The sequence below is a fragment of the Erwinia sp. Leaf53 genome (assembly GCF_001422605.1).
Taxonomy (GTDB): domain Bacteria; phylum Pseudomonadota; class Gammaproteobacteria; order Enterobacterales; family Enterobacteriaceae; genus Erwinia.
In genome coordinates this window covers 90,530-107,767 of the sequence record NZ_LMLK01000007.1, presented here as the reverse complement: position 1 = coordinate 107,767, position 17,238 = coordinate 90,530, and the positions used below count along the sequence as shown (strand labels likewise).

Below are 17,238 nucleotides of genomic sequence, written 5' to 3'. Positions count from 1 at the left end.
GTCATCTGTCATCTGTCATCTGTCATCAGCATTCGCAATCCGCAATCCGCAATCCATTACGATCGTCGATGCCCGCTTCGCCACCCGGCATAGCCTGCCACCGCGCATTTTTGCTGCTATACTGTACAGGCAAACAGTAATCGGAGTGATGTGTGAGTAGAAGAGCCACAAGCCCCCGCCTGGCGTTCGAGGCAGCGGCCATTTATCAGTATCCTGAGCACCTGCGGCCGTGGCTGGAAGACCTGCCCACCCTGCCCGGCGTCTATATCTTCCACGGTGAAAGTGAAACCCTGCCGCTGTATATCGGTAAGAGCGTCAATATCCGCAGCCGGGTGCTGTCGCACCTGCGTACCCCGGACGAAGCGCGCATGCTGCGGCAGGCGCTGCGCATCAGCTGGATCCCCACCGCCGGGGAGCTGGGCGCGCTGCTGCTCGAGGCGCAGATGATCAAGCTGCAGCAGCCGCTGTTTAACAAACGCCTGCGCAAAAACCGCCAGCTCTGCTCGCTGCGGCTGGATGACCAGCGCCCGCAGGTGGTGTCGGCACGCGAGGTCGATTTCTCGCACACCCCCAATCTGTTCGGCCTGTTTGCCAGCCGGCGGGCGGCGCTGGAGGCACTGCAGAAGATCGCCGACCAGCACCAGCTCTGCTATGGCCTGCTCGGGCTGGAGTCGGTGACCGCCGGGCGCGGCTGCTTCCGCGCGGCGCTGAAGCGCTGTGCCGGTGCCTGCTGCGGCAAAGAGAGCGTGGAGGCCCACCAGCAGCGGCTGCGTGTCGCGCTTGACGCGCTGCGCGTGCAGTGCTGGCCGTGGCCGGGGGCGGTGGGCGTGGTGGAAGAGCGGCCGGGTCAGAAGCAGATCCACGTCATTAACAACTGGCTCTACCTCGGTTCGGTCAGCGAGCTGGCGGACGCCACGGCGCTGACCAGCACGCCGCCGGGCTTTGACAGCGACGGCTATAAAATCCTCTGCAAGCCGTTAATCAGCGGCAGGCTGCCGGTTATCCCCCTCGGGTAAACGTTAAAAAAAACCGCCGGGGCTGACCACCGTCCTCGGACGGGTGGGCAACACCGGCGGTTTCAATTAATGCCGCGCGAGGCTAAGGCTTCAGCGCGGCACCGGACTGCTTACGGCGCGAAGTTTAGTCTTCGGCTGGCAGCATTTTACCTTCATGACGCGGCTTTTCAGTCAGACGTTTCTCAAAATTCTGGTTGAACTGTTTTTTCTGATCGGCGGTCAGCACGTTATACAGCTTGTTTTCGGTTTCCAGACGCGCCAGCGCCATCGCTTTGCCGTTGACCGTCATTTTCTCCGCCTGGGCTTCCGCTTTAGCCTTATCGAAGCTGTCCGCCGCGACGATGCTGTGCAGCGCACGGCGCTCCTCCAGCGAAGGACGTTTAAAATCTTTGTGCGCCGTTTTCAGAATGTCACGCATCTGCTGTTTCTGCGCGTCGGTCAGGTTGAGGCCTTTAAACTGATGCAGGCCGTCCGGACGCGGCGGCTTATGGTTCATCGGTTTTTCAGCCCCGGCCGGCGGCGGCGTCAGGTTGTCTGCGGCGGCATGAACAATATTGGCCGCGCCCAGAGCCAGTGAAGCGGCAACGAAGAGAGAAGTTAATTTACGCATATTATTTATCCTTACTTTTCAGTTCTCTGGCGACCGTATTGTCGCGATGTCGAAAGCAAGTTTACGGTGCTGAACGTCAATCAGTCAGAGGGTAGGTAAAGCCCTGCAAGCATAAAAGACAACTTCACGCCGATCGTGGAGAGATTACGAAGATTAATGATAAGAATTGAAAAAGAGTATGAATCAGTGGCGGGTTTGTGCAGAAATTAAGGAGGAGTGTAATAGGTCCGTAAGTCCGACGGAAGAAAAAAGTCATGGTTTTTCCTTAGTCGGACTGAACGTGCCCTGGGTAACCGCACCGGCTAAAGCGGGTCCGGCGGATAATCACTCTCCTCCACCAGCATCAGCCCGGCCCGCTGGCCGATGGCTACCGCCGGATTAGGGAACAGCACCCTCTCACGCGGCTGCTCCACCACCCAGCGCTGCTCTCCCGCTTCGGCCAGCAGCGTACCCTGCCCGAAGGCGGTAAAGTTCAGCGTCTCCGGTCCCATATGCAGGGTAAACGCCTCTGACGCCCGGGTGATCTGCTGCACCACGCGATAGCGTACCGGCGTGGCCTCCGCCAGCGGCCAGGCTTCACCCGACAGCAGCGCGCTCAGCGCGGCGTCCGCGGCGTTGAACTGCGCCAGGTCGTTGGCACCAAACGGCAGCGCCTTACCCAGCTCCAGCGTACAGCTGGCCGCCTGAAAATGTTCACCGGTGAAGTGGGTAAAAGTGCCACCCGGCGCGCGGTGGAACACCAGCGCCTCCAGCCCGGCGGCGGCCAGCCAGCACAGAAAATCCGCAGGCCAGGGGCCAACGCGCTGCGGCATCACGCCAAAACGCGGGTGCAAAGACCCGCGAATGGCGGTATGCATATCCAGGTGCCAGCGCGTCCCGGCTGACTCACCCGCCTGCCAGAACTGTTCAACCGCCTGCTCAAGGCGCAGCGCACGCCGCGCCTCGGTGCAGTCGGCCACCTTCTGCCAGCGGCCGCCGAACAGCCGGTTCATATCGACATCAAGATAGCGCCTGTTTTGCCGCAGCGCGTGCGGGTTGCCGTAAATCACCAGCAGCCGCACCGCCAGCGGCCGTTCGCCGCTCAGCAGGCGGTTAAGCAACCGATCGACAATCTCCACCGGCGCGGTCTCATTGCCGTGGACGCCGGTGGACAGCACCAGCGCCATCGTCGCCGGCTGCACCGGGGTCAGCTCCAGTATTCCTTCGTCCAGCCAGCGCCAGTCGAAACCGACCTGCCGGCCAGCGGTGCGATCGGGCTGAACGCCCGCCAGCGTCAGGGCAAGAAAATCCTTCATCGGTACTCCTTAAGTGCGTCTGCGACCGGTGCAGAGCGCGGCGCACGCCCGCCCTGCACCGCCCTGTTACTGCTGGAAACGGTAAACGTTGCCCAGGTCGAGCAGTTTTGTCAGCTCATCCAGCGCCGTGCGCCCTTCCAGCAGCAGCTGCGGGTCGGCGAGATCGGCCTGGGTAAGACGGTCGCGGTAGTGACGCTCCACCCAGCCGTTCAGGGTGGCGAACAGCGCATCGTTCATCATTACCGCCGGGTTGACCGCCGCCTGCTGCTGCGCGGTCAGCGCCACCCGCAGGCGCAGGCAGGCCGGGCCGCCGCCGTTGCACATGCTTTCGCGCAGGTCGAACACCTTCAGCTCGTCAATCACTCCGCCGCTGGCCGCCAGCTCGCTCAGGTAAGCCCAGACGCCCGGGTGACGGCGCGCCTCTTCCGGCAGCACCAGCAGCATTTTGCCGTCGGCCTTGCTGAGCAGCTGGCTGTTAAACAGGTAGGTCGACACCGCGTCGGCAACGCTGACGCGGTCGGCCGGCACCTCAATCGGCTGGAAGCCCGGCAGCTTCTCCGCCAGTTCGGCCAGCAGCTGCGGCTGGTTAACAAACGCCTGCTGGTGGCAGAACAGCGCCTGCTGGTTGCTGACCGCGATCACGTCGTTATGGAACACGCCCTGGTCGATCACCTGCGGATTCTGCTGCGCAAACACCGTCCGCGCCGGGTCCAGCTGGTGCAGCCGGGCCACCGCCTCGCTGGCCTCGCGCGTCTGCCGCGCCGGGTAACGGGTGGGTGCCAGCGCCGGGCTGGCCTCTTCACGGCCGTAAACAAACAGCTGCACGCCAGGCTCAGCGTAGCCGTTACTGAAGCGGTTATGGTTGGCGGCACCTTCATCGCCGAACATCGCCACCTGCGGCAGCGCGTCGTGTACGGTAAAGTGGTCGCGATCGCGGAATATCGCCCGCAGCAGCGCGGCGGTGGTCGGCGCTTCAATTGCCCGGTGGAATTTGTTGTTCAGGTTGGCCACCGTCAGGTGCACGCGGCCGTCGGCGCTGTCGGCGGACGGCGATACCGTGGCGGCATTAGCGACCCACATCGATGAGGCGGAACTGACGGCGGAGAGCAGCTGTGGTGCCTGTTTCGCCGCCCCCGCCACCACCCCGGCATCGCTGCCGCTAAAGCCTAACTGGCGCAGCGCCTCAACGTTCGGCCGCTCGTGCGGGGGGATCACCCCCTGGGCAAAGCCGAGATCGGCCAGCGCCTTCATCTTCATCAGCCCCTGCAGCGCCGCCAGTTTCGGGTTAGAGACCTGATGCTGAGAGCGCACCGATGCCTCGTTGCCAAACGACAGCCCGGCGTAGTGGTGGGTCAGACCGGGTAAACCGTCAAAATTGACTTCACGGGCGCTCATGGCGTCTCTCCTTTAGCGCTAAAATCGAGGCCCGGCGACAGGCTGGCGGGCAGGGATAACCCGGCGGACTCCATCGAGGCCATCGGCCAGGCGCAGTAGTCAGCGGCGTACCAGGCGCTGGCGCGGTGGTTGCCGGAGGCACCCACGCCGCCAAACGGCGCGCTGCTGGCGGCACCGGTCAGCGGTTTGTTCCAGTTAACTATCCCGGCGCGGGCTTCGATCAGCAGCTGGTCAAACTTCTCGCGGTCCGGTGAAATCAGGCCGCTGGAGAGGCCGTAGCGGGTATCGTTGGCGATGCGGATGGCGCTGTCAAAATCGTCATAGCGGATCACCGCCAGCAGCGGGCCAAACACCTCTTCGTCCGGCAGCCCGGCCACGCCGGTAATATCAACAATCCCCGGCGTGAGGATGGCGTTATCGCGCTGCGGCCAGCGCATCTCCAGCAGCACCCTGCCGCCGGCCGCAATCCGGGACTGCCACTCGGCATACACCTTCTCCGCCGCCTGCAGCGAGATCACGCTGCCCATAAACGGCTGCGGCTCGTCGTTCCAGCCGCCGGTGCGGATGTTCGCCGCCACCTCCACCAGCCGGGCGAGAAACGCATCCCCCGCCGCCCCGCGTTTCACCAGCATGCGCCGGGCGCAGGTGCAGCGCTGTCCGGCGCTGATAAACGCCGACTGGATGGCGATATGCACCGCCGCGTCGATATCCGCCGGATCGTCAACGATCAGCGGGTTGTTACCGCCCATCTCCAGCGCCAGCATCTTCTCCGGCTGACCGGCGAACTGGCGATGCAGCTGATAGCCGGTGGCGGCGCTGCCGGTAAACAGCACGCCGTCGATCTGCGCGTCCTGCGCCAGCGCCTGGCCGGTGTCACGCCCGCCCTGCACCAGGTTAAGCACCCCGGCCGGCAGTCCGGCCTGCAGCCACAGCTGCACCGTCTTCTCAGCGGTCAGCGGCGTCAGCTCGCTTGGCTTAAACACGATGGTATTGCCCGCCAGCAGCGCCGGTACGATATGGCCGTTCGGCAGGTGGCCGGGGAAGTTATACGGCCCGAACACCGCCATCACGCCGTGCGGGCGGTGGCGCAGCGAGCTTTCGCCTTCGGCCTGTTCACCGGTGCGGGCGTGCCAGGCACGCAGCGAAATCGCCACCTTATTAATCATCGCCTGCACTTCGGTCAGGGTTTCCCAGCGCGGTTTGCCGGTCTCGCGGGAGATAGTTTCGCTGAGCTCGGTTTTGGCCCCGTCCAGCAGCCGGGCAAACGCTTCGGCGATCGCCTGGCGCTCGGCAAACGGTCGCCGCGCCCAGGCGGAGAAGGCGCCGCGCGCGGCCTGAGCGGCGCTGGCGACCTGACCGGCCGAGGCGGCGTTCCCCGTCCACAGCACCTCACCGCCGACCGGACTGGTCTTGCTGAAGTGCTCCCCGCTGCCGGCCAGCCACTGGCCATTAATACAGTGCGTCATGCCTGTTTCTCCTCACGACAAAGTGTCACTACCCGCAGGCGATCGCCCGGCCGGCAGCCTAAAATTTCCGCCTGCGCGGCGGTCACGTCAATCTCGCTGGCCAGCGGGTCGGCGGGCAGCAGCATTACGCGGAAGTGCTGATAGTCCTGATTCGCCACCAGGCACAGCGGCAGGTCGCCGTTCTGTGACGCCGTCACGTTAACGCTCAGCTCACGGCTTTTGCGCACCGCACGAATGCGGTCGATATCGCACTCCAGCGTCGGGCCGCCGTCGAAAATATCGACGTAGTGCTGGAAGCTGAAGCCTTCCGCTTCCAGTACCGTCCGCGCCGGTGCGGTTTGCGGATGAACCTGGCCGATCACCGCCTGGGCTTCCGGTGACAGATAATCGATATACAGCGGGTGCTTCGGCATCAGTTCGGCGATAAACGCCTTCTGGCCGGTACCGCTCAGGTAGTCGGCATCGGTGAATGACATAGAAAAGAAGCGGCTGCCGACGCTGTCCCAGAACGGCGAGTGGCCGTGTTCATCGCTGACGCCGCGCATCTCGGCCACCACCTTCTGCATAAAGCGCTCGCGAAACGCGGCGATAAACAGAAAACGCGACTTCGACAGCAGGTAGCCGTTTTTGCCGTTACGGTAGTCGGGGTCGAGAAACAGCGTACAGAGCTCGCTGCTGCCTGTGTGATCGTTACACAGCGACAGCGTCGGCAGGCGGTTGTAGACGTTAAGCTCCTTCGAAGCGTGAACCTGGGTACCGACGCGAAAGTTGTACCACGGGTCCTGCAGCCCCACCGCCACCTCAATGGCGCAGATGCCCACCGCCAGGCCGGTTTCGCCGTCGGCCAGCACAAATACGTAGCCCTGCTCGGCGCGCGGCAGCTTGCCCTGCCAGGTGAGCAGCGATCGTTCGATGCGGGCGGCGAGCGTGGCGCTGTCTGCGGGCAGCGAGGTTAATCCCCCGCCGGTCTTACCGGCGAGGTTCATCAGCTGTGCCAGATCGTCTCGTTCAACGGGACGAATAAACATCATACGCCGGCTCCTTCAATCACCGCGCGACAGGCGCGTTCAAAACGGGCCAGCCCCTCGTCCACCTCGTCGCGGCTGATAATCAGCGACGGCGCGAAGCGCACCACGCTGGCGCCGGCGATCAGCACCATCAGCCCTTCCCGCGCTGCGGCCTGGTTAAACAGTTTAGCCTTGCCGCTGTAGTCCTGATTCAGCACGCAGCCGATCAGCAGGCCCAGCCCGCGCACTTCGCTGAACAGCTTCAGCCGCTGGTTGATCGCCTCCAGCCCCTCAACAAACCATTGATGGCGCTCGGTTACGCCGGCCAGCACGTCCGGGCGGTTGATCAGCTCCATCACTTTGCCGCCCACCGCACCGGCCAGCGGATTACCGCCGTAGGTGGTGCCGTGGCTGCCGACGTTCAGGTGCGCGGCCAGCGTTTCCGTGGTCAGCATCGCACCGATCGGGAAGCCGCCGCCGAGCGCTTTGGCGGTGGTCAGCACGTCCGGCGTCACGCCATAGTGCATATAGGCGTACAGCGAACCGGTGCGGCCAACCCCGCTCTGCACCTCGTCGAAAATCAGCAGCGCCTGGTGTTTATCACACAGCTCGCGCAGGCCGCGCAGGAACGCCGGCTCGGCAGGCAGCACGCCGCCTTCGCCCTGGATCGGTTCTACGATCACCGCGCAGGTGCTGTCATCGATCAGCGCCGCCGCCGACGCCAGGTCGTTAAAGGCCGCGTGCTGAATGCCGCCGGGCAGCGGCGCAAAGTCTTTTGAATAGGCGGGCTGGCCGCCGGCAGAGACGGTAAACAGCGTGCGGCCGTGGAAGGCGTTGTTAAACGCCACAATACCGTTTTTCTGCGGGTTGCCGTTATCCAGCGCCACCTTGCGCGCCAGTTTCAGCGCCGCTTCGTTGGCTTCCGCGCCGGAGTTACAGAAAAACGCGCGATCGGCGAAGGTGGCGTCAATCAGCTGCTTTGCCAGCCGCAGGATCGGTTCATTGGTGTAGCCGTTGCCGGTGTGCCACAGCAGCGCCGCCTGCTGCTGCAGCGCCTGCTGCAGCTCCGGGTGGGCGTGGCCCAGCGCGTTAACGGCGATACCGCCGGCAAAATCAATATAAGAGCGCCCCTGCTGATCCCACAGCGTCGATCCTTCTGCTCTGACCGGGATAAAGCTGGCCGGGGCATAGGTTGGGACAATCCATTGATCAAAGTTCTCACGGCTGACTGAAGGTTGCATGCTGGCCTCTTTTATCGCGTCATCCGGCGGCGCCGGGTGAAATTAAAGTTTAAAAAGTGTTACTGGAATGATTCATCACGCCTTCACTCTAATCTGCACGCGGCGTGCCAGCCAGCAAATAAAATGCATAAACCGATCGCAATAACAGAATATCAATAACTTACAGCAAGCCACTATTCACACCGAATGCATATAAAGTGCATAAACAAGCATATCCCTGCGATTGTCAGGCCCAAAAAAAGCGGAATTATGCAGCCGGAAAAAAAATCGTATTTCTGTGATCGCGAAAACATTTCGGTTTTAAAAAGAGGCAGTTAACGCACCTGAAACGGACGTATAGCACCGCTCTGGTGCAATCCCCCCTCAGCGTGGCTCTATCGTCCGGCCAGGCCAGGCCAGGCGAACGGGAACAGGAACAGGAACAGGAACAGGAACAGGAACAGGAACGAAACAGAAGCAGAAGCAGAAGTAGAAGCAGAAGCAGAAGCAGAAGCAGAAGCAGAAGCAGAAGCAGAAGCAGAAGCAGAAGCAGAAGCAGAAGCAGAAGCAGAAGCAGAAGCAGAAGCAGAAGCAGAAGCAGAAGCAGAAGCAGAAGCAGAAGCAGAGTGCCTGAAAAGTGAACTCTGCGGCACGGCATTTTGCCTGCCATTGACTACCACCGGCGCAACTGGTTTTTATTTGCGCAATTTAATAATACAAATTACCTATTTACACATACACATTTTGTATGACTGAGAAACCTTACAAATAATTGTTATTTAGAAAACAAAAAAACAATCTACGCTCAAAAAACATGCAAAATTAATTAGCACGCTTAGGTTGGTATTGGAAAACTTCATATTTAATCCAGCCAGAGTATTTTATAACACTATGTTCATAAACACAATTTATAAAAAACCCTCGCCCGCTAAGTGCAATTCAGACTAAACATTTCACTTTTATGAATAAGCGTTAGTTTCATTTCACACAGGCTAAAAACCGTAAAAACCAGAAATATACATTTTGTTACAAGTATTGAGTTTTTATGAAACACTTATTTATGTCATTTTCATAACCGCACTAAATGCAAAAAAAATATAAATTCGAAAACAGGATACCGTAATGATGAAGCGTTCTTTATTAGCAGTGCTGTTGCCGGTTCTTCTGGCGTCTACCGCCGCTCAAGCCAGCGAAATTTATAACAAGGACGGTAACAAGCTGGATCTGAACGGCAAGATTAACGTCGGCCATCTGTTCTCCGATGACATCAACAACGATGGCGACGTTTCTTATGCGCGTTTTGGTTTCAAAGGTGAGACCCAGATCAATCAGTATCTGACCGGTTACGGCCAGTGGCAGTACAACTTCCAGCTGAACAAATCTGAAGGCAGCGATGCGCTGAGCGGCGACAAAACCCGCCTGGGCTTTGCCGGTCTGAAGTTCGGCCAGTTCGGTTCATTCGACTACGGCCGCAACTATGGCCTGGTGTATGACACCCTTGCCTTCACCGACGTGCTGCCGAAATTCGGCGGTGACTCCGGCTTCAGCGACGTATTCCTGTCATCGCGCTCTACCGGCGTGGCGACGTACCGCAATAAGGACTTCTTCGGCCTGGTCGACGGCCTGAACTTCGGCGTGCAGTACGAAGGCAAAAATGAGCGCACCGGCACCGACGCGGTACGTCGTTCTAACGGTGACGGTTTCGCCCTCACCGCCAGCTACACCTCTGACTTCGGTCTGGGCGCGGTGGCCAGCTACGCCAGCATTAAGCGCCTTGCCGTGCAGAACGCCGCCCCGCGTGGCGACGGCGACCGCGCCGAGCACTGGGCGACCGGCGTGAAATATGATGCCAACCAGGTGTACGTCGCCACCATCTACGGCAACACCCACAACGCCACCCCGATCGGCGGCGGCTTCGCCAACAAAGCGGTGAACTTTGAAGCGGTGGCACAGTACCAGTTCCTCAACGGCTTCCGCCCGTCACTGGCCTACGTGACGTCGAAAGGTAAGGATATCGAAGGGATTGGTGATGCGGATATCGTTAAGTACGCTTCGCTGGGCGCCTACTACTACTTCAACAAAAACTTTAACGCCTATGCGGAGTACAAGTTTAACCTGTTGAAAGACAACAACGCGCTGGCGCTGAAAACCGACGACGTGAGCGGCGTAGGTCTGAACTACCAGTTCTGATCGACTAACGCTGGCGGGAAACCGTGCTGAATATAAGCAGGGGGCGGAGCGATCCGCCCCCTGCTGCGTTTGTAGCGGCGATCAGGTCAGACGGTAGCAGCGGTCCGGCACCATCGGCTCGGGCAGATCGCTCTCGAGGCTCATTTCGCGCAGGTTGATCTCAATATTCACGCACATGGCGTTCAGCGGCAGGTGGTTATTCTCCAGCCCGAACGGCATCTCCAGCTCTTCCGCCAGCGTGTCGAGCGACAGGAAGGTATAGGCGATAAACACCGACACCAGCGGCGTCATATAGTGCAGGTCCGGCACCAGCGCAAACGGCAACAGCGTGCAGAACAGGTACACCGTGCGGTGCAGCAGCAGGCCGTAGGCAAACGGAATCGGCATGCTCGCCAGCCGCTCACAGCCGCCCAGCACCTGCGACAGCTGATTGATATTGCTGTCCATATGCGCGTAAACGATATCAGAGATATTGCCGTTGCGCCGCTGCTGCGCCAGCCAGCTGGAGAGCTGCAGCTCAATAAAGTTGGTCGGCGAGCGGCGCTGCAGCACCTCGTCCGCCTCGTCCCCCAGGTAGCGCTGCAGATCGGCGCGGGCGTCGGTGCGGCGCAGCTGGTGCTTGAGGCTGTAGCAGAACGCCAGCAGCAGCGCGTTGACCCGCGGCGCGTCTGCCGGCGAGATAGCCAGCGCCATGCGCGACAGGGTCCGGCAGGCGATCAGCAGATTCCCCCAGAACATGCGTGCTTCAACAAAGCGCGCATAGCAGACGCTGTTACGAAAGCCGAGGAAGATGGCGATCGACACCCCCAGCAGGCTGAACGGCGACAGCGTCAGCTTGATGCCCAGCGTTTCGTACCAGTCAAGGCAGTAGATGGCGATTAACGACATCATTAAGTTCAGGGTCAGGCGGAACCAGATCCCGGGCAGCACGGAGCCGTGCCAGGCAAACAAACGAACAAACCAGTGGCGGTGCGGACGAATGATCATGTTTTGCAGGTGAGTAGTATTTTTCGCAGATTGTGCAGAAAAACCCTGCGGCTGGAAAGGAATTTATTGTGACTTTGATCACGTATATTTGCGGGCGGCCTCTTGACGAAAATCGCTGGCAGGCGTAATGGCGCAAGCCCCATCCCGCCTCAGGGAGCCATCAGATCGTACTGTTCCGGGTGCCAGGATTCGGTGACCGGCGTGGGCAGCGTCAGGGTGATCCAGTTTGAGGTCACCCGCTGCTGCCGGCTGTCTTCCAGCGTCACCGACAGATGATACGTATTGCTGGCCCCCGGAGTGGCATCCCACGGCGGGATAATCACGCTCCAGCCCTGCGGGTTGCGGTTATCAGCGGGCGGCGTCAGGCTCAGCGCCTGGGTATCACCCTGCCAGCTCACCGCTTTAATGCTGTTGCTGTGGCGGATCTGCAGCCGCAGCGGCAGGGTCTCGCCGGGCTGCACCTGCCACGGCGGCGTGGCGAGAAACACCGACAGCGTCTTACGCTGGCGAAACGCCATCACCGGCGTGTTGTTACGCGTCACCGTATCGTAGCGGCTGCCGCTCAGCGACTGGGCGGCGGCAACGTTGTCGGCGCTGAGCTGCCGGCGCAGCGGCACGCCGATGCGGTAGTTCATCTTCAGCGCCAGCTGATCCTGCGACTCGCCGCCTTCGCCCTCTTTATGGCTGGCGCTGAGGGTGAACAGCGGTACCGGGGTGTAGTTGATCCCCAGCGTCACCGCCGTCGGATTGCTGCGCAGGTTGCCGCTGTGAAACAGATCGACCTGATTGCCCAGATACTGCTCGTAACGCAGCGACGCGCCCAGCTGGCGGTAGAACGGCAGATAGCCGCGGGTGGTGATGTCGTATCCGCGCGCCATGCGCTGCTGCGTCTGAACGCTGGTGCTGCGCCAGCCGCCGAGCGGCTGATAGTAGTTGGCCGACAGGCGCAGGTATTCACCCCACGCCTCCGCCCCCAGCGAGCCGCGCCGCTGCGGCGTGCTCAGCAGCTGGTCGATAAAGGCGTTATAGCCCAGCCGCCAGCGGCCGAGCATCCAGCGCTGCCCCAGCCCGGCGTTGCCGACCGCGCCGTACTCCCCCTCTTCCACCCCCAGCTGGCTGAAGGTCAGGTAGCGGTAATTATCGTGGAACGGGGTAAACAGCTGCGCCGAGCTGCCGTCAAAGTTGCCGCGCTGATCGACCGCCAGCGCCACGCTGGCCTGGCCAAACGGCGACAGCAGCTGCTCGCCCTCGCTGGCGGCCCGTTCACTGGCAACGTCACGCAGCTGGTTAAACGCCCAGATGCCGGCCTGCTCGCGCAGCGAGTGATCGTTATCGCTGTTCATACTGGCTTCGCCGATGCTTTTTGCCGCCTCGGCAACGCGGGTGGCCAGCGCATTCTCCGTCTCAACGCCGCCCAGCTGCGGCAGCCGTTGCTGCATCGCGCTGAAACGGGCAGGATCGGCGAAGGGTGCGTCACGGACAGGGCTGACATCCGCTAAGGTGGCACTCATTTCACGGGCGGCATCACCGGATAACGATGCATCTGCTGAACGGTGAGCGGATTCGGTAAGCGGAAAAGCGGAAGACTGGCTGGCGGCATCGAAGGCATCAGCGCTACGCAACGGTAGCAGCGTGACCAGCAAGAGTTGTGTTGGGATCGAACGGCGAAAAACTTTCTGCATATCCTCAGCGACTAATGTAGCGAACGGTGCTGCACAGAAAACTGTGCGCTGTATCACGAAAATTATCTAATAACCTTAGCACAGGATCCTCCGCCCGACGAACCGCGAGGGCTTAATCAACTTAACACCAACAGAAACGATGCAGAACGTACACCAGACGGCCACAGCAAAACGCGTTCAGGGCACACGTCAGTACCGGCGCAAAGCGCGCACCTATTGCCCCGGCAATATCGCGAACGGCAACGACGTCACCTGATAACAGCACGACGTGCTCCGCGCCTTCAGGCGCCTGTCAGTACGGCGCAACACATAGACGTACCTGCTATGTTGAACCACACTGAGTTGTCACCGTTTAATAAGGAGAATCCTGGATGAAGAAGACGTTGTTGTGCAGTGCCCTGCTCCTCGCCAGCCTTAGCGCCGGTGCACAGGGGGTGTTTACCCTCAGCTCGCCGGATTTCAACGATAACGCGCTGCTGGATAAAAAATTTGCCGGGGCCACCAAAGGCAACCCGAGCTGTACCGGGGAGAACGTTTCACCGGCGCTGAGCTGGCAGAACCTGCCCGCCGGCAGTAAAAGCCTGGCGCTGCTGGTGTTCGATCCGGAAGGCGCGAAGGGTCTGGGCGTGTCGCATCTGGTGGCCTATAACATTCCGGCCAGCGCCAGCGGCTTTGCCCAGGGGGATTTGACTGAGGGTAAAGGCTTTACCGGCGGCAAAAACAGCCCCGGCAATAACCACTATCACGGCCCCTGCCCGCCGGCCGGCAGCGGCGCGCACCACTACGTGTTTACGCTGATCGCCAGCGACCTGCCGCCCGACGCCCTTAAAGCGGGCTTAACGCGGGAACAGCTGCTGGCGGAGCTGAAGGGGCACGCGCTGGGCGGCGCGGGGATCGTTGGCCGCTACGGCAACGATTAAGACATGATCAGGCCGCCGTCGACGTTAATCGTCTGCCCGGTAATATAACGGGCGTCGTCGGAGGCCAGAAACGCCACCAGTCCGGCCACGTCGCCGGGCTGGCCGGCGCGCTTCAGCGGAATGCCCTGCACCCACTCGGCCATCAGCTCGCCCTTGCCATATTTTTTCGTCTCGCTGCTGAGGATCTCACCCCACACGCGATCGTTGTAGTCCCACATCTCGCTCTCGATAATCCCCGGACAGAAGGCGTTCACCGTGATGTTCCACGGCGCCAGCTCCTGCGACAGGCTCTGGGTAATGCCGATCACCCCCATCTTACTGGCCGCATAGTGCGGGGTGTAGATAAAGCCCTGACGCCCCTGGCCGGAAGAGGTGTTGATCAGGCTGCCGGACCGCTGCTTCACCATATACTTCGCCGCCTCGCGGCAGCACAGCCAGACGCCGGTGGTGTTGACCGCCAGAATTTTGTCGAAGTCGGCCTTTGGCATTTTGTCGAAGGTGTCGATGGTGATCACCCCGGCGTTCTGGATCGAAACGTCGATGGTGCCGAAGCGCTCCGCCGCCTGTTGATACAGCGACTGCACCTGGGCTTCATCGGTGACGTCCACCTGCAGCGCGAGGATCTCGCCGCTGGCGATGCCGCGCAGCTGCTCTGCGGTTTCCAGCACGCGTTCGGCGTTGGAGACCATTACCAGGTTCGCGCCGTCGCGGGCGAAGCGCTCGGCGATACCGGCACCGATGCCGCGGCAGGCGCCGGTGATCACCACGGTTTTACCACTGAAATCTCGTTTCATCTGCGTTTCCTGTTCAAAAGCGTTCAGGGCGGCGAGGCTGCCGCCCGGCATTAAATTAACCACTCAGACGGGGCACGCCCGCCGCTTACGGCTGCCACAGCGTGCGCTGTACCGCCTCACGCCAGCCCTTCCAGCTCTGCTGCAGCTGCTGGTGGCGGACCGGGTCGGGCTGCCACAGGTCATGCTGCGGCATCAGCGCGGTCAGCTGTTCATCGCTGAGCCCGTCAAGCTGGCGGCGTGCCAGCAGGCCGGCACCCAGCGCGGAGAGCTCCGGCGTGGTGCTGCGCGCCACCGGGCAGCCGAGCAGGTCGGCCTGAAACTGCATCAGCCAGGCGTTCTGCGTTGGCCCGCCGTCGACCATCAGCTGGTCGAGATGGAAGCCCGGATGCTGGCGCATCGCCTCGATCACGTCAGCAATCTGGTAGGCGATCGCCTCCAGCGCGGCGCGGATCAGGTGCGCCGGGGTCACGCCACGGCTGAGGCCGCAGATCACCCCGCGCGCCTGGTCATCCCACCAGGGCGCGCCGGTGCCGGTCAGCGCCGGGACAAAATAGACGCCCAGGGTAGAGTCAATGCTGGCCGGCAGTTCGTTCAGCGCGCTGGCCAGCACCTGGCCCTTACCGTCGGTCAGTCCGGCGGCCTGCGCCATCCACGCCACGCCGTCGCCGGTGTGCGGAATATTGCCCTCCAGGCCGTAGACCATTCGTTCGCCGTCATGCCAGGCCACGGTGGTCGCCAGCGAAGTAATGCTGGTGTCGGCGGTGGGCAGCGGGGCCATCACTGACGATCCGGTGCCGTAGGTGGCTTTCACGCCGCCAGGCGCGCCCAGCCCGTGGCCGTAAAGCGCCGCGTGCGAATCACCAACCATCGCCAGCACCGGAATATCATCCGGGATGCCCTGCAGCCCACGGGTAACGCCGAAGCGGCTGGCCGACGGACAGATTTGCGGCAGCGCCGCGCGTGGGATGCCGAACAGCGCCAGCATCTCCGCGTCCCAGTCGCCGCTGTGCAGGTTCAGCAGCTGGGTGCGTGCGGCATTGGAGGTGTCGCAGCGGAATTCGCGTCCGCCGGTCAGGTGCCACAGCAGCCAGCTGTCGATGGTGCCGAGGCAGATCTCGCCGCGCGCCGCCCGCGCCGCGCCGTCTGCGGTGTTATCCAGCAGCCAGCGCATTTTGGAACCGGAGAACAGCGGCGCAACCGGCAGGCCGGTGATTTCACGAATGCGCGCGTCCTGATGATCGTGACGCAGCTGCTCACAGAAGGCCGCCGAGCGTGAACACTGCCAGGTCATCGCCGGCGCGATCGGCTGGCCGCTGGCGCGATCCCAGCCCATCGCGGTTTCCCGCTGGTTGCTGACGGCCAGCGCGGCCACCCGCTCCGCGCCGACCTGGGCAATCACCTCGCGCAGCACGGTCAGCGAACCGTTGAGCAGCGTCATGCCGTCCTGCTCCACCCAGCCCGCCTGCGGCGTGGCGACGGACAGCGGGCGGGATGCTTTGCTCACCACCTGCCCCCGCGCATCGATGGCCACCGCCTTAACGTTGCTGGTGCCCTCATCCAGGGCAATAATCAGATCCTTAGCCATGGCTCACCTCAGTACCCGGCGTCGCCGCCAGCTTTTTCTCATGACGGCGCATCAGCACCACCTTGCTCTGTAGCTTCTGCTGGAACTGGTCGATGACCACGGCGGTAACGATCACCAGCCCTTTAATCACCATCTGCCAGAAGTCGCTGACGCCCATCATCACCATGCCGTCGGCGAGGAACACGATGACGAAGGCACCGATAATCGAACCGGAGACGCGGCCACGGCCGCCGGCCAGGGCGGTGCCGCCGAGTACGGTGGCGCCGATGGCGTCCATCTCAAACATGTTGCCGGTCATCGGGTGGGCGGTCTGCAGCTGTGAGGCCACCACCAGCCCGACCAGCGCGGCGCACAGCCCGGAGAAGGCGTAGACAAACACTTTGACCTTAATCACCGGCACGCCGGCCAGACGGGCGGCGGACTCGTTGCCGCCGGCGGCGTAGATATAGCGGCCGAGCGGGGTTTTACGGGTGATATACAGGCCGACCAGCAGCAGGCCGACCATCAGCCAGATCGGGAAGTAGACGCCGAGAAACGACCCGCTGCCGAGCAGCGCAAAGCCGGTGTTGCCCAGCTGCGGCGTGCCGACCAGGTTGGCGTAGGTGCTGCCGTCGTTAAACAGCAGCGCCGCGCCGCGCGCCACGTACATCATGCCCAGCGTACAGATAAAGGGGGCCACGCCGAGGCGGGTAATCACCGTGCCGTTAATCAGCCCCAGCACCACGCCAAACAGCGCCACGCAGAGGATCACTTCCGGCACGTTGAGAAACAGCGTCTGGCCGCCCCAGATCGGCACGCCGCTGGTCAGCAGCGCCCCGGCGACCATGCCGCAGATGCCCGCCACCGCGCCCACCGACAGGTCAATGCCGCCGGTGAGGATCACCAGCGTCATGCCGATCGCCAGCAGCCCGGTGATCGCCACGTGCTGGGTCATGATCAGCAGGTTAGACGGGGTTAAAAAGTTCGGCACCATAATGCTGAAGAAACCAACCACGATCAGCAGCGCAATAAAGGTTCTGGCCTTCAGCAGGTACATGTACAGCAGGTATTTCTGATTCATTTTATTATCCT

At 61.8% G+C, this 17,238-nt stretch carries 15 protein-coding genes; 3 read left to right on the top strand and 12 right to left on the bottom strand.

What is annotated here, in order from left to right:
- The first annotated feature begins 152 nt into the window (after positions 1 to 152).
- Positions 153 to 1,016, top strand: coding sequence for an excinuclease Cho (gene cho / locus ASF13_RS07955; protein WP_056234536.1), 864 nt, complete (start codon positions 153 to 155; stop codon positions 1,014 to 1,016).
- A 124-nt stretch (positions 1,017 to 1,140) separates the two neighbouring features.
- Here the strand turns inward: cho and spy are convergent, their stop codons facing one another.
- From spy to ASF13_RS23395, 7 genes are all read right to left on the bottom strand, one after another.
- Complete coding sequence (gene spy / locus ASF13_RS07950; RefSeq protein WP_056234534.1) at positions 1,141 to 1,626, bottom strand: ATP-independent periplasmic protein-refolding chaperone Spy; 486 nt, start codon at positions 1,624 to 1,626, stop codon at positions 1,141 to 1,143.
- Between the two features lie 302 nt (positions 1,627 to 1,928).
- On the bottom strand, positions 1,929 to 2,921 hold the full coding sequence (gene astE, locus ASF13_RS07945; RefSeq protein WP_056234531.1) for a succinylglutamate desuccinylase: 993 nt from the start codon (positions 2,919 to 2,921) through the stop codon (positions 1,929 to 1,931).
- A gap of 66 nt (positions 2,922 to 2,987) precedes the next feature.
- A complete protein-coding gene (astB, locus tag ASF13_RS07940; RefSeq protein WP_056234530.1) occupies positions 2,988 to 4,316 on the bottom strand; it encodes an N-succinylarginine dihydrolase in 1,329 nt (442 codons plus the stop codon).
- Positions 4,313 to 5,782, bottom strand: a complete 1,470-nt coding sequence (gene astD / locus ASF13_RS07935; protein WP_056234527.1) for a succinylglutamate-semialdehyde dehydrogenase — start codon at positions 5,780 to 5,782, stop codon at positions 4,313 to 4,315. Before astD ends, astB begins: the two co-directional genes overlap by 4 nt.
- Positions 5,779 to 6,813: an arginine N-succinyltransferase gene (gene astA / locus ASF13_RS07930; RefSeq protein ID WP_056234524.1), complete on the bottom strand. Its 1,035-nt coding sequence runs from the start codon at positions 6,811 to 6,813 to the stop codon at positions 5,779 to 5,781. Before astA ends, astD begins: the two co-directional genes overlap by 4 nt.
- Positions 6,810 to 8,030: a bifunctional succinylornithine transaminase/acetylornithine transaminase gene (locus ASF13_RS07925; protein ID WP_056234522.1), complete on the bottom strand. Its 1,221-nt coding sequence runs from the start codon at positions 8,028 to 8,030 to the stop codon at positions 6,810 to 6,812. Before ASF13_RS07925 ends, astA begins: the two co-directional genes overlap by 4 nt.
- 374 nt (positions 8,031 to 8,404) lie before the next feature.
- Positions 8,405 to 8,662, bottom strand: coding sequence for a hypothetical protein (locus ASF13_RS23395; protein ID WP_200929778.1), 258 nt, complete (start codon positions 8,660 to 8,662; stop codon positions 8,405 to 8,407).
- A 469-nt stretch (positions 8,663 to 9,131) separates the two neighbouring features.
- Here ASF13_RS23395 and ASF13_RS07920 point away from each other — a divergent pair, with 469 nt between their 5' ends.
- Entirely contained in the window at positions 9,132 to 10,199 is a 1,068-nt protein-coding gene (locus tag ASF13_RS07920) for a porin (protein WP_056234519.1), read from the top strand.
- An 81-nt stretch (positions 10,200 to 10,280) separates the two neighbouring features.
- Here the strand turns inward: ASF13_RS07920 and ASF13_RS07915 are convergent, their stop codons facing one another.
- A complete protein-coding gene (locus ASF13_RS07915) occupies positions 10,281 to 11,186 on the bottom strand; it encodes a bestrophin family protein (RefSeq protein ID WP_056234515.1) in 906 nt (301 codons plus the stop codon).
- A gap of 149 nt (positions 11,187 to 11,335) precedes the next feature.
- Positions 11,336 to 12,868: a YchO/YchP family invasin gene (locus tag ASF13_RS07910; protein ID WP_082502317.1), complete on the bottom strand. Its 1,533-nt coding sequence runs from the start codon at positions 12,866 to 12,868 to the stop codon at positions 11,336 to 11,338.
- A 371-nt stretch (positions 12,869 to 13,239) separates the two neighbouring features.
- Here ASF13_RS07910 and ASF13_RS07905 point away from each other — a divergent pair, with 371 nt between their 5' ends.
- Entirely contained in the window at positions 13,240 to 13,788 is a 549-nt protein-coding gene (locus ASF13_RS07905; protein WP_056234511.1) for a YbhB/YbcL family Raf kinase inhibitor-like protein, read from the top strand.
- Here ASF13_RS07905 and ASF13_RS07900 read toward each other — a convergent pair.
- From ASF13_RS07900 to ASF13_RS07890, 3 genes are all read right to left on the bottom strand, one after another.
- Entirely contained in the window at positions 13,785 to 14,582 is a 798-nt protein-coding gene (locus tag ASF13_RS07900; RefSeq protein WP_056234652.1) for a glucose 1-dehydrogenase, read from the bottom strand. The two genes, ASF13_RS07905 and ASF13_RS07900, sit on opposite strands and share 4 nt — an antisense overlap.
- An 85-nt stretch (positions 14,583 to 14,667) precedes the next feature.
- The gene (locus ASF13_RS07895; protein ID WP_056234508.1) at positions 14,668 to 16,167 is read right to left on the bottom strand and encodes an FGGY family carbohydrate kinase; all 1,500 of its coding nucleotides are present in this window, start codon (positions 16,165 to 16,167) and stop codon (positions 14,668 to 14,670) included.
- Positions 16,160 to 17,227, bottom strand: a complete 1,068-nt coding sequence (locus ASF13_RS07890) for an ABC transporter permease (RefSeq protein ID WP_056234505.1) — start codon at positions 17,225 to 17,227, stop codon at positions 16,160 to 16,162. Before ASF13_RS07890 ends, ASF13_RS07895 begins: the two co-directional genes overlap by 8 nt.
- Between the last annotated feature and the right edge of the window lie 11 nt (positions 17,228 to 17,238).

Bases quoted from the DNA above. Each gene is read 5' to 3' on its own strand.
- spy (WP_056234534.1), bottom strand. From the start codon at position 1,626: ATGCGTAAATTAACTTCTCTCTTCGTTGCCGCTTCACTGGCTCTGGGC.
- astE (WP_056234531.1), bottom strand. From the start codon at position 2,921: ATGAAGGATTTTCTTGCCCTGACGCTGGCGGGCGTTCAGCCCGATCGC.
- astB (WP_056234530.1), bottom strand. From the start codon at position 4,316: ATGAGCGCCCGTGAAGTCAATTTTGACGGTTTACCCGGTCTGACCCAC.
- astD (WP_056234527.1), bottom strand. From the start codon at position 5,782: ATGACGCACTGTATTAATGGCCAGTGGCTGGCCGGCAGCGGGGAGCAC.
- astA (WP_056234524.1), bottom strand. From the start codon at position 6,813: ATGATGTTTATTCGTCCCGTTGAACGAGACGATCTGGCACAGCTGATG.
- ASF13_RS07925 (WP_056234522.1), bottom strand. From the start codon at position 8,030: ATGCAACCTTCAGTCAGCCGTGAGAACTTTGATCAATGGATTGTCCCA.
- ASF13_RS07920 (WP_056234519.1), top strand. From the start codon at position 9,132: ATGATGAAGCGTTCTTTATTAGCAGTGCTGTTGCCGGTTCTTCTGGCG.
- ASF13_RS07915 (WP_056234515.1), bottom strand. From the start codon at position 11,186: ATGATCATTCGTCCGCACCGCCACTGGTTTGTTCGTTTGTTTGCCTGG.
- ASF13_RS07910 (WP_082502317.1), bottom strand. From the start codon at position 12,868: ATGCAGAAAGTTTTTCGCCGTTCGATCCCAACACAACTCTTGCTGGTC.
- ASF13_RS07905 (WP_056234511.1), top strand. From the start codon at position 13,240: ATGAAGAAGACGTTGTTGTGCAGTGCCCTGCTCCTCGCCAGCCTTAGC.
- ASF13_RS07900 (WP_056234652.1), bottom strand. From the start codon at position 14,582: ATGAAACGAGATTTCAGTGGTAAAACCGTGGTGATCACCGGCGCCTGC.
- ASF13_RS07895 (WP_056234508.1), bottom strand. From the start codon at position 16,167: ATGGCTAAGGATCTGATTATTGCCCTGGATGAGGGCACCAGCAACGTT.
- ASF13_RS07890 (WP_056234505.1), bottom strand. From the start codon at position 17,227: ATGAATCAGAAATACCTGCTGTACATGTACCTGCTGAAGGCCAGAACC.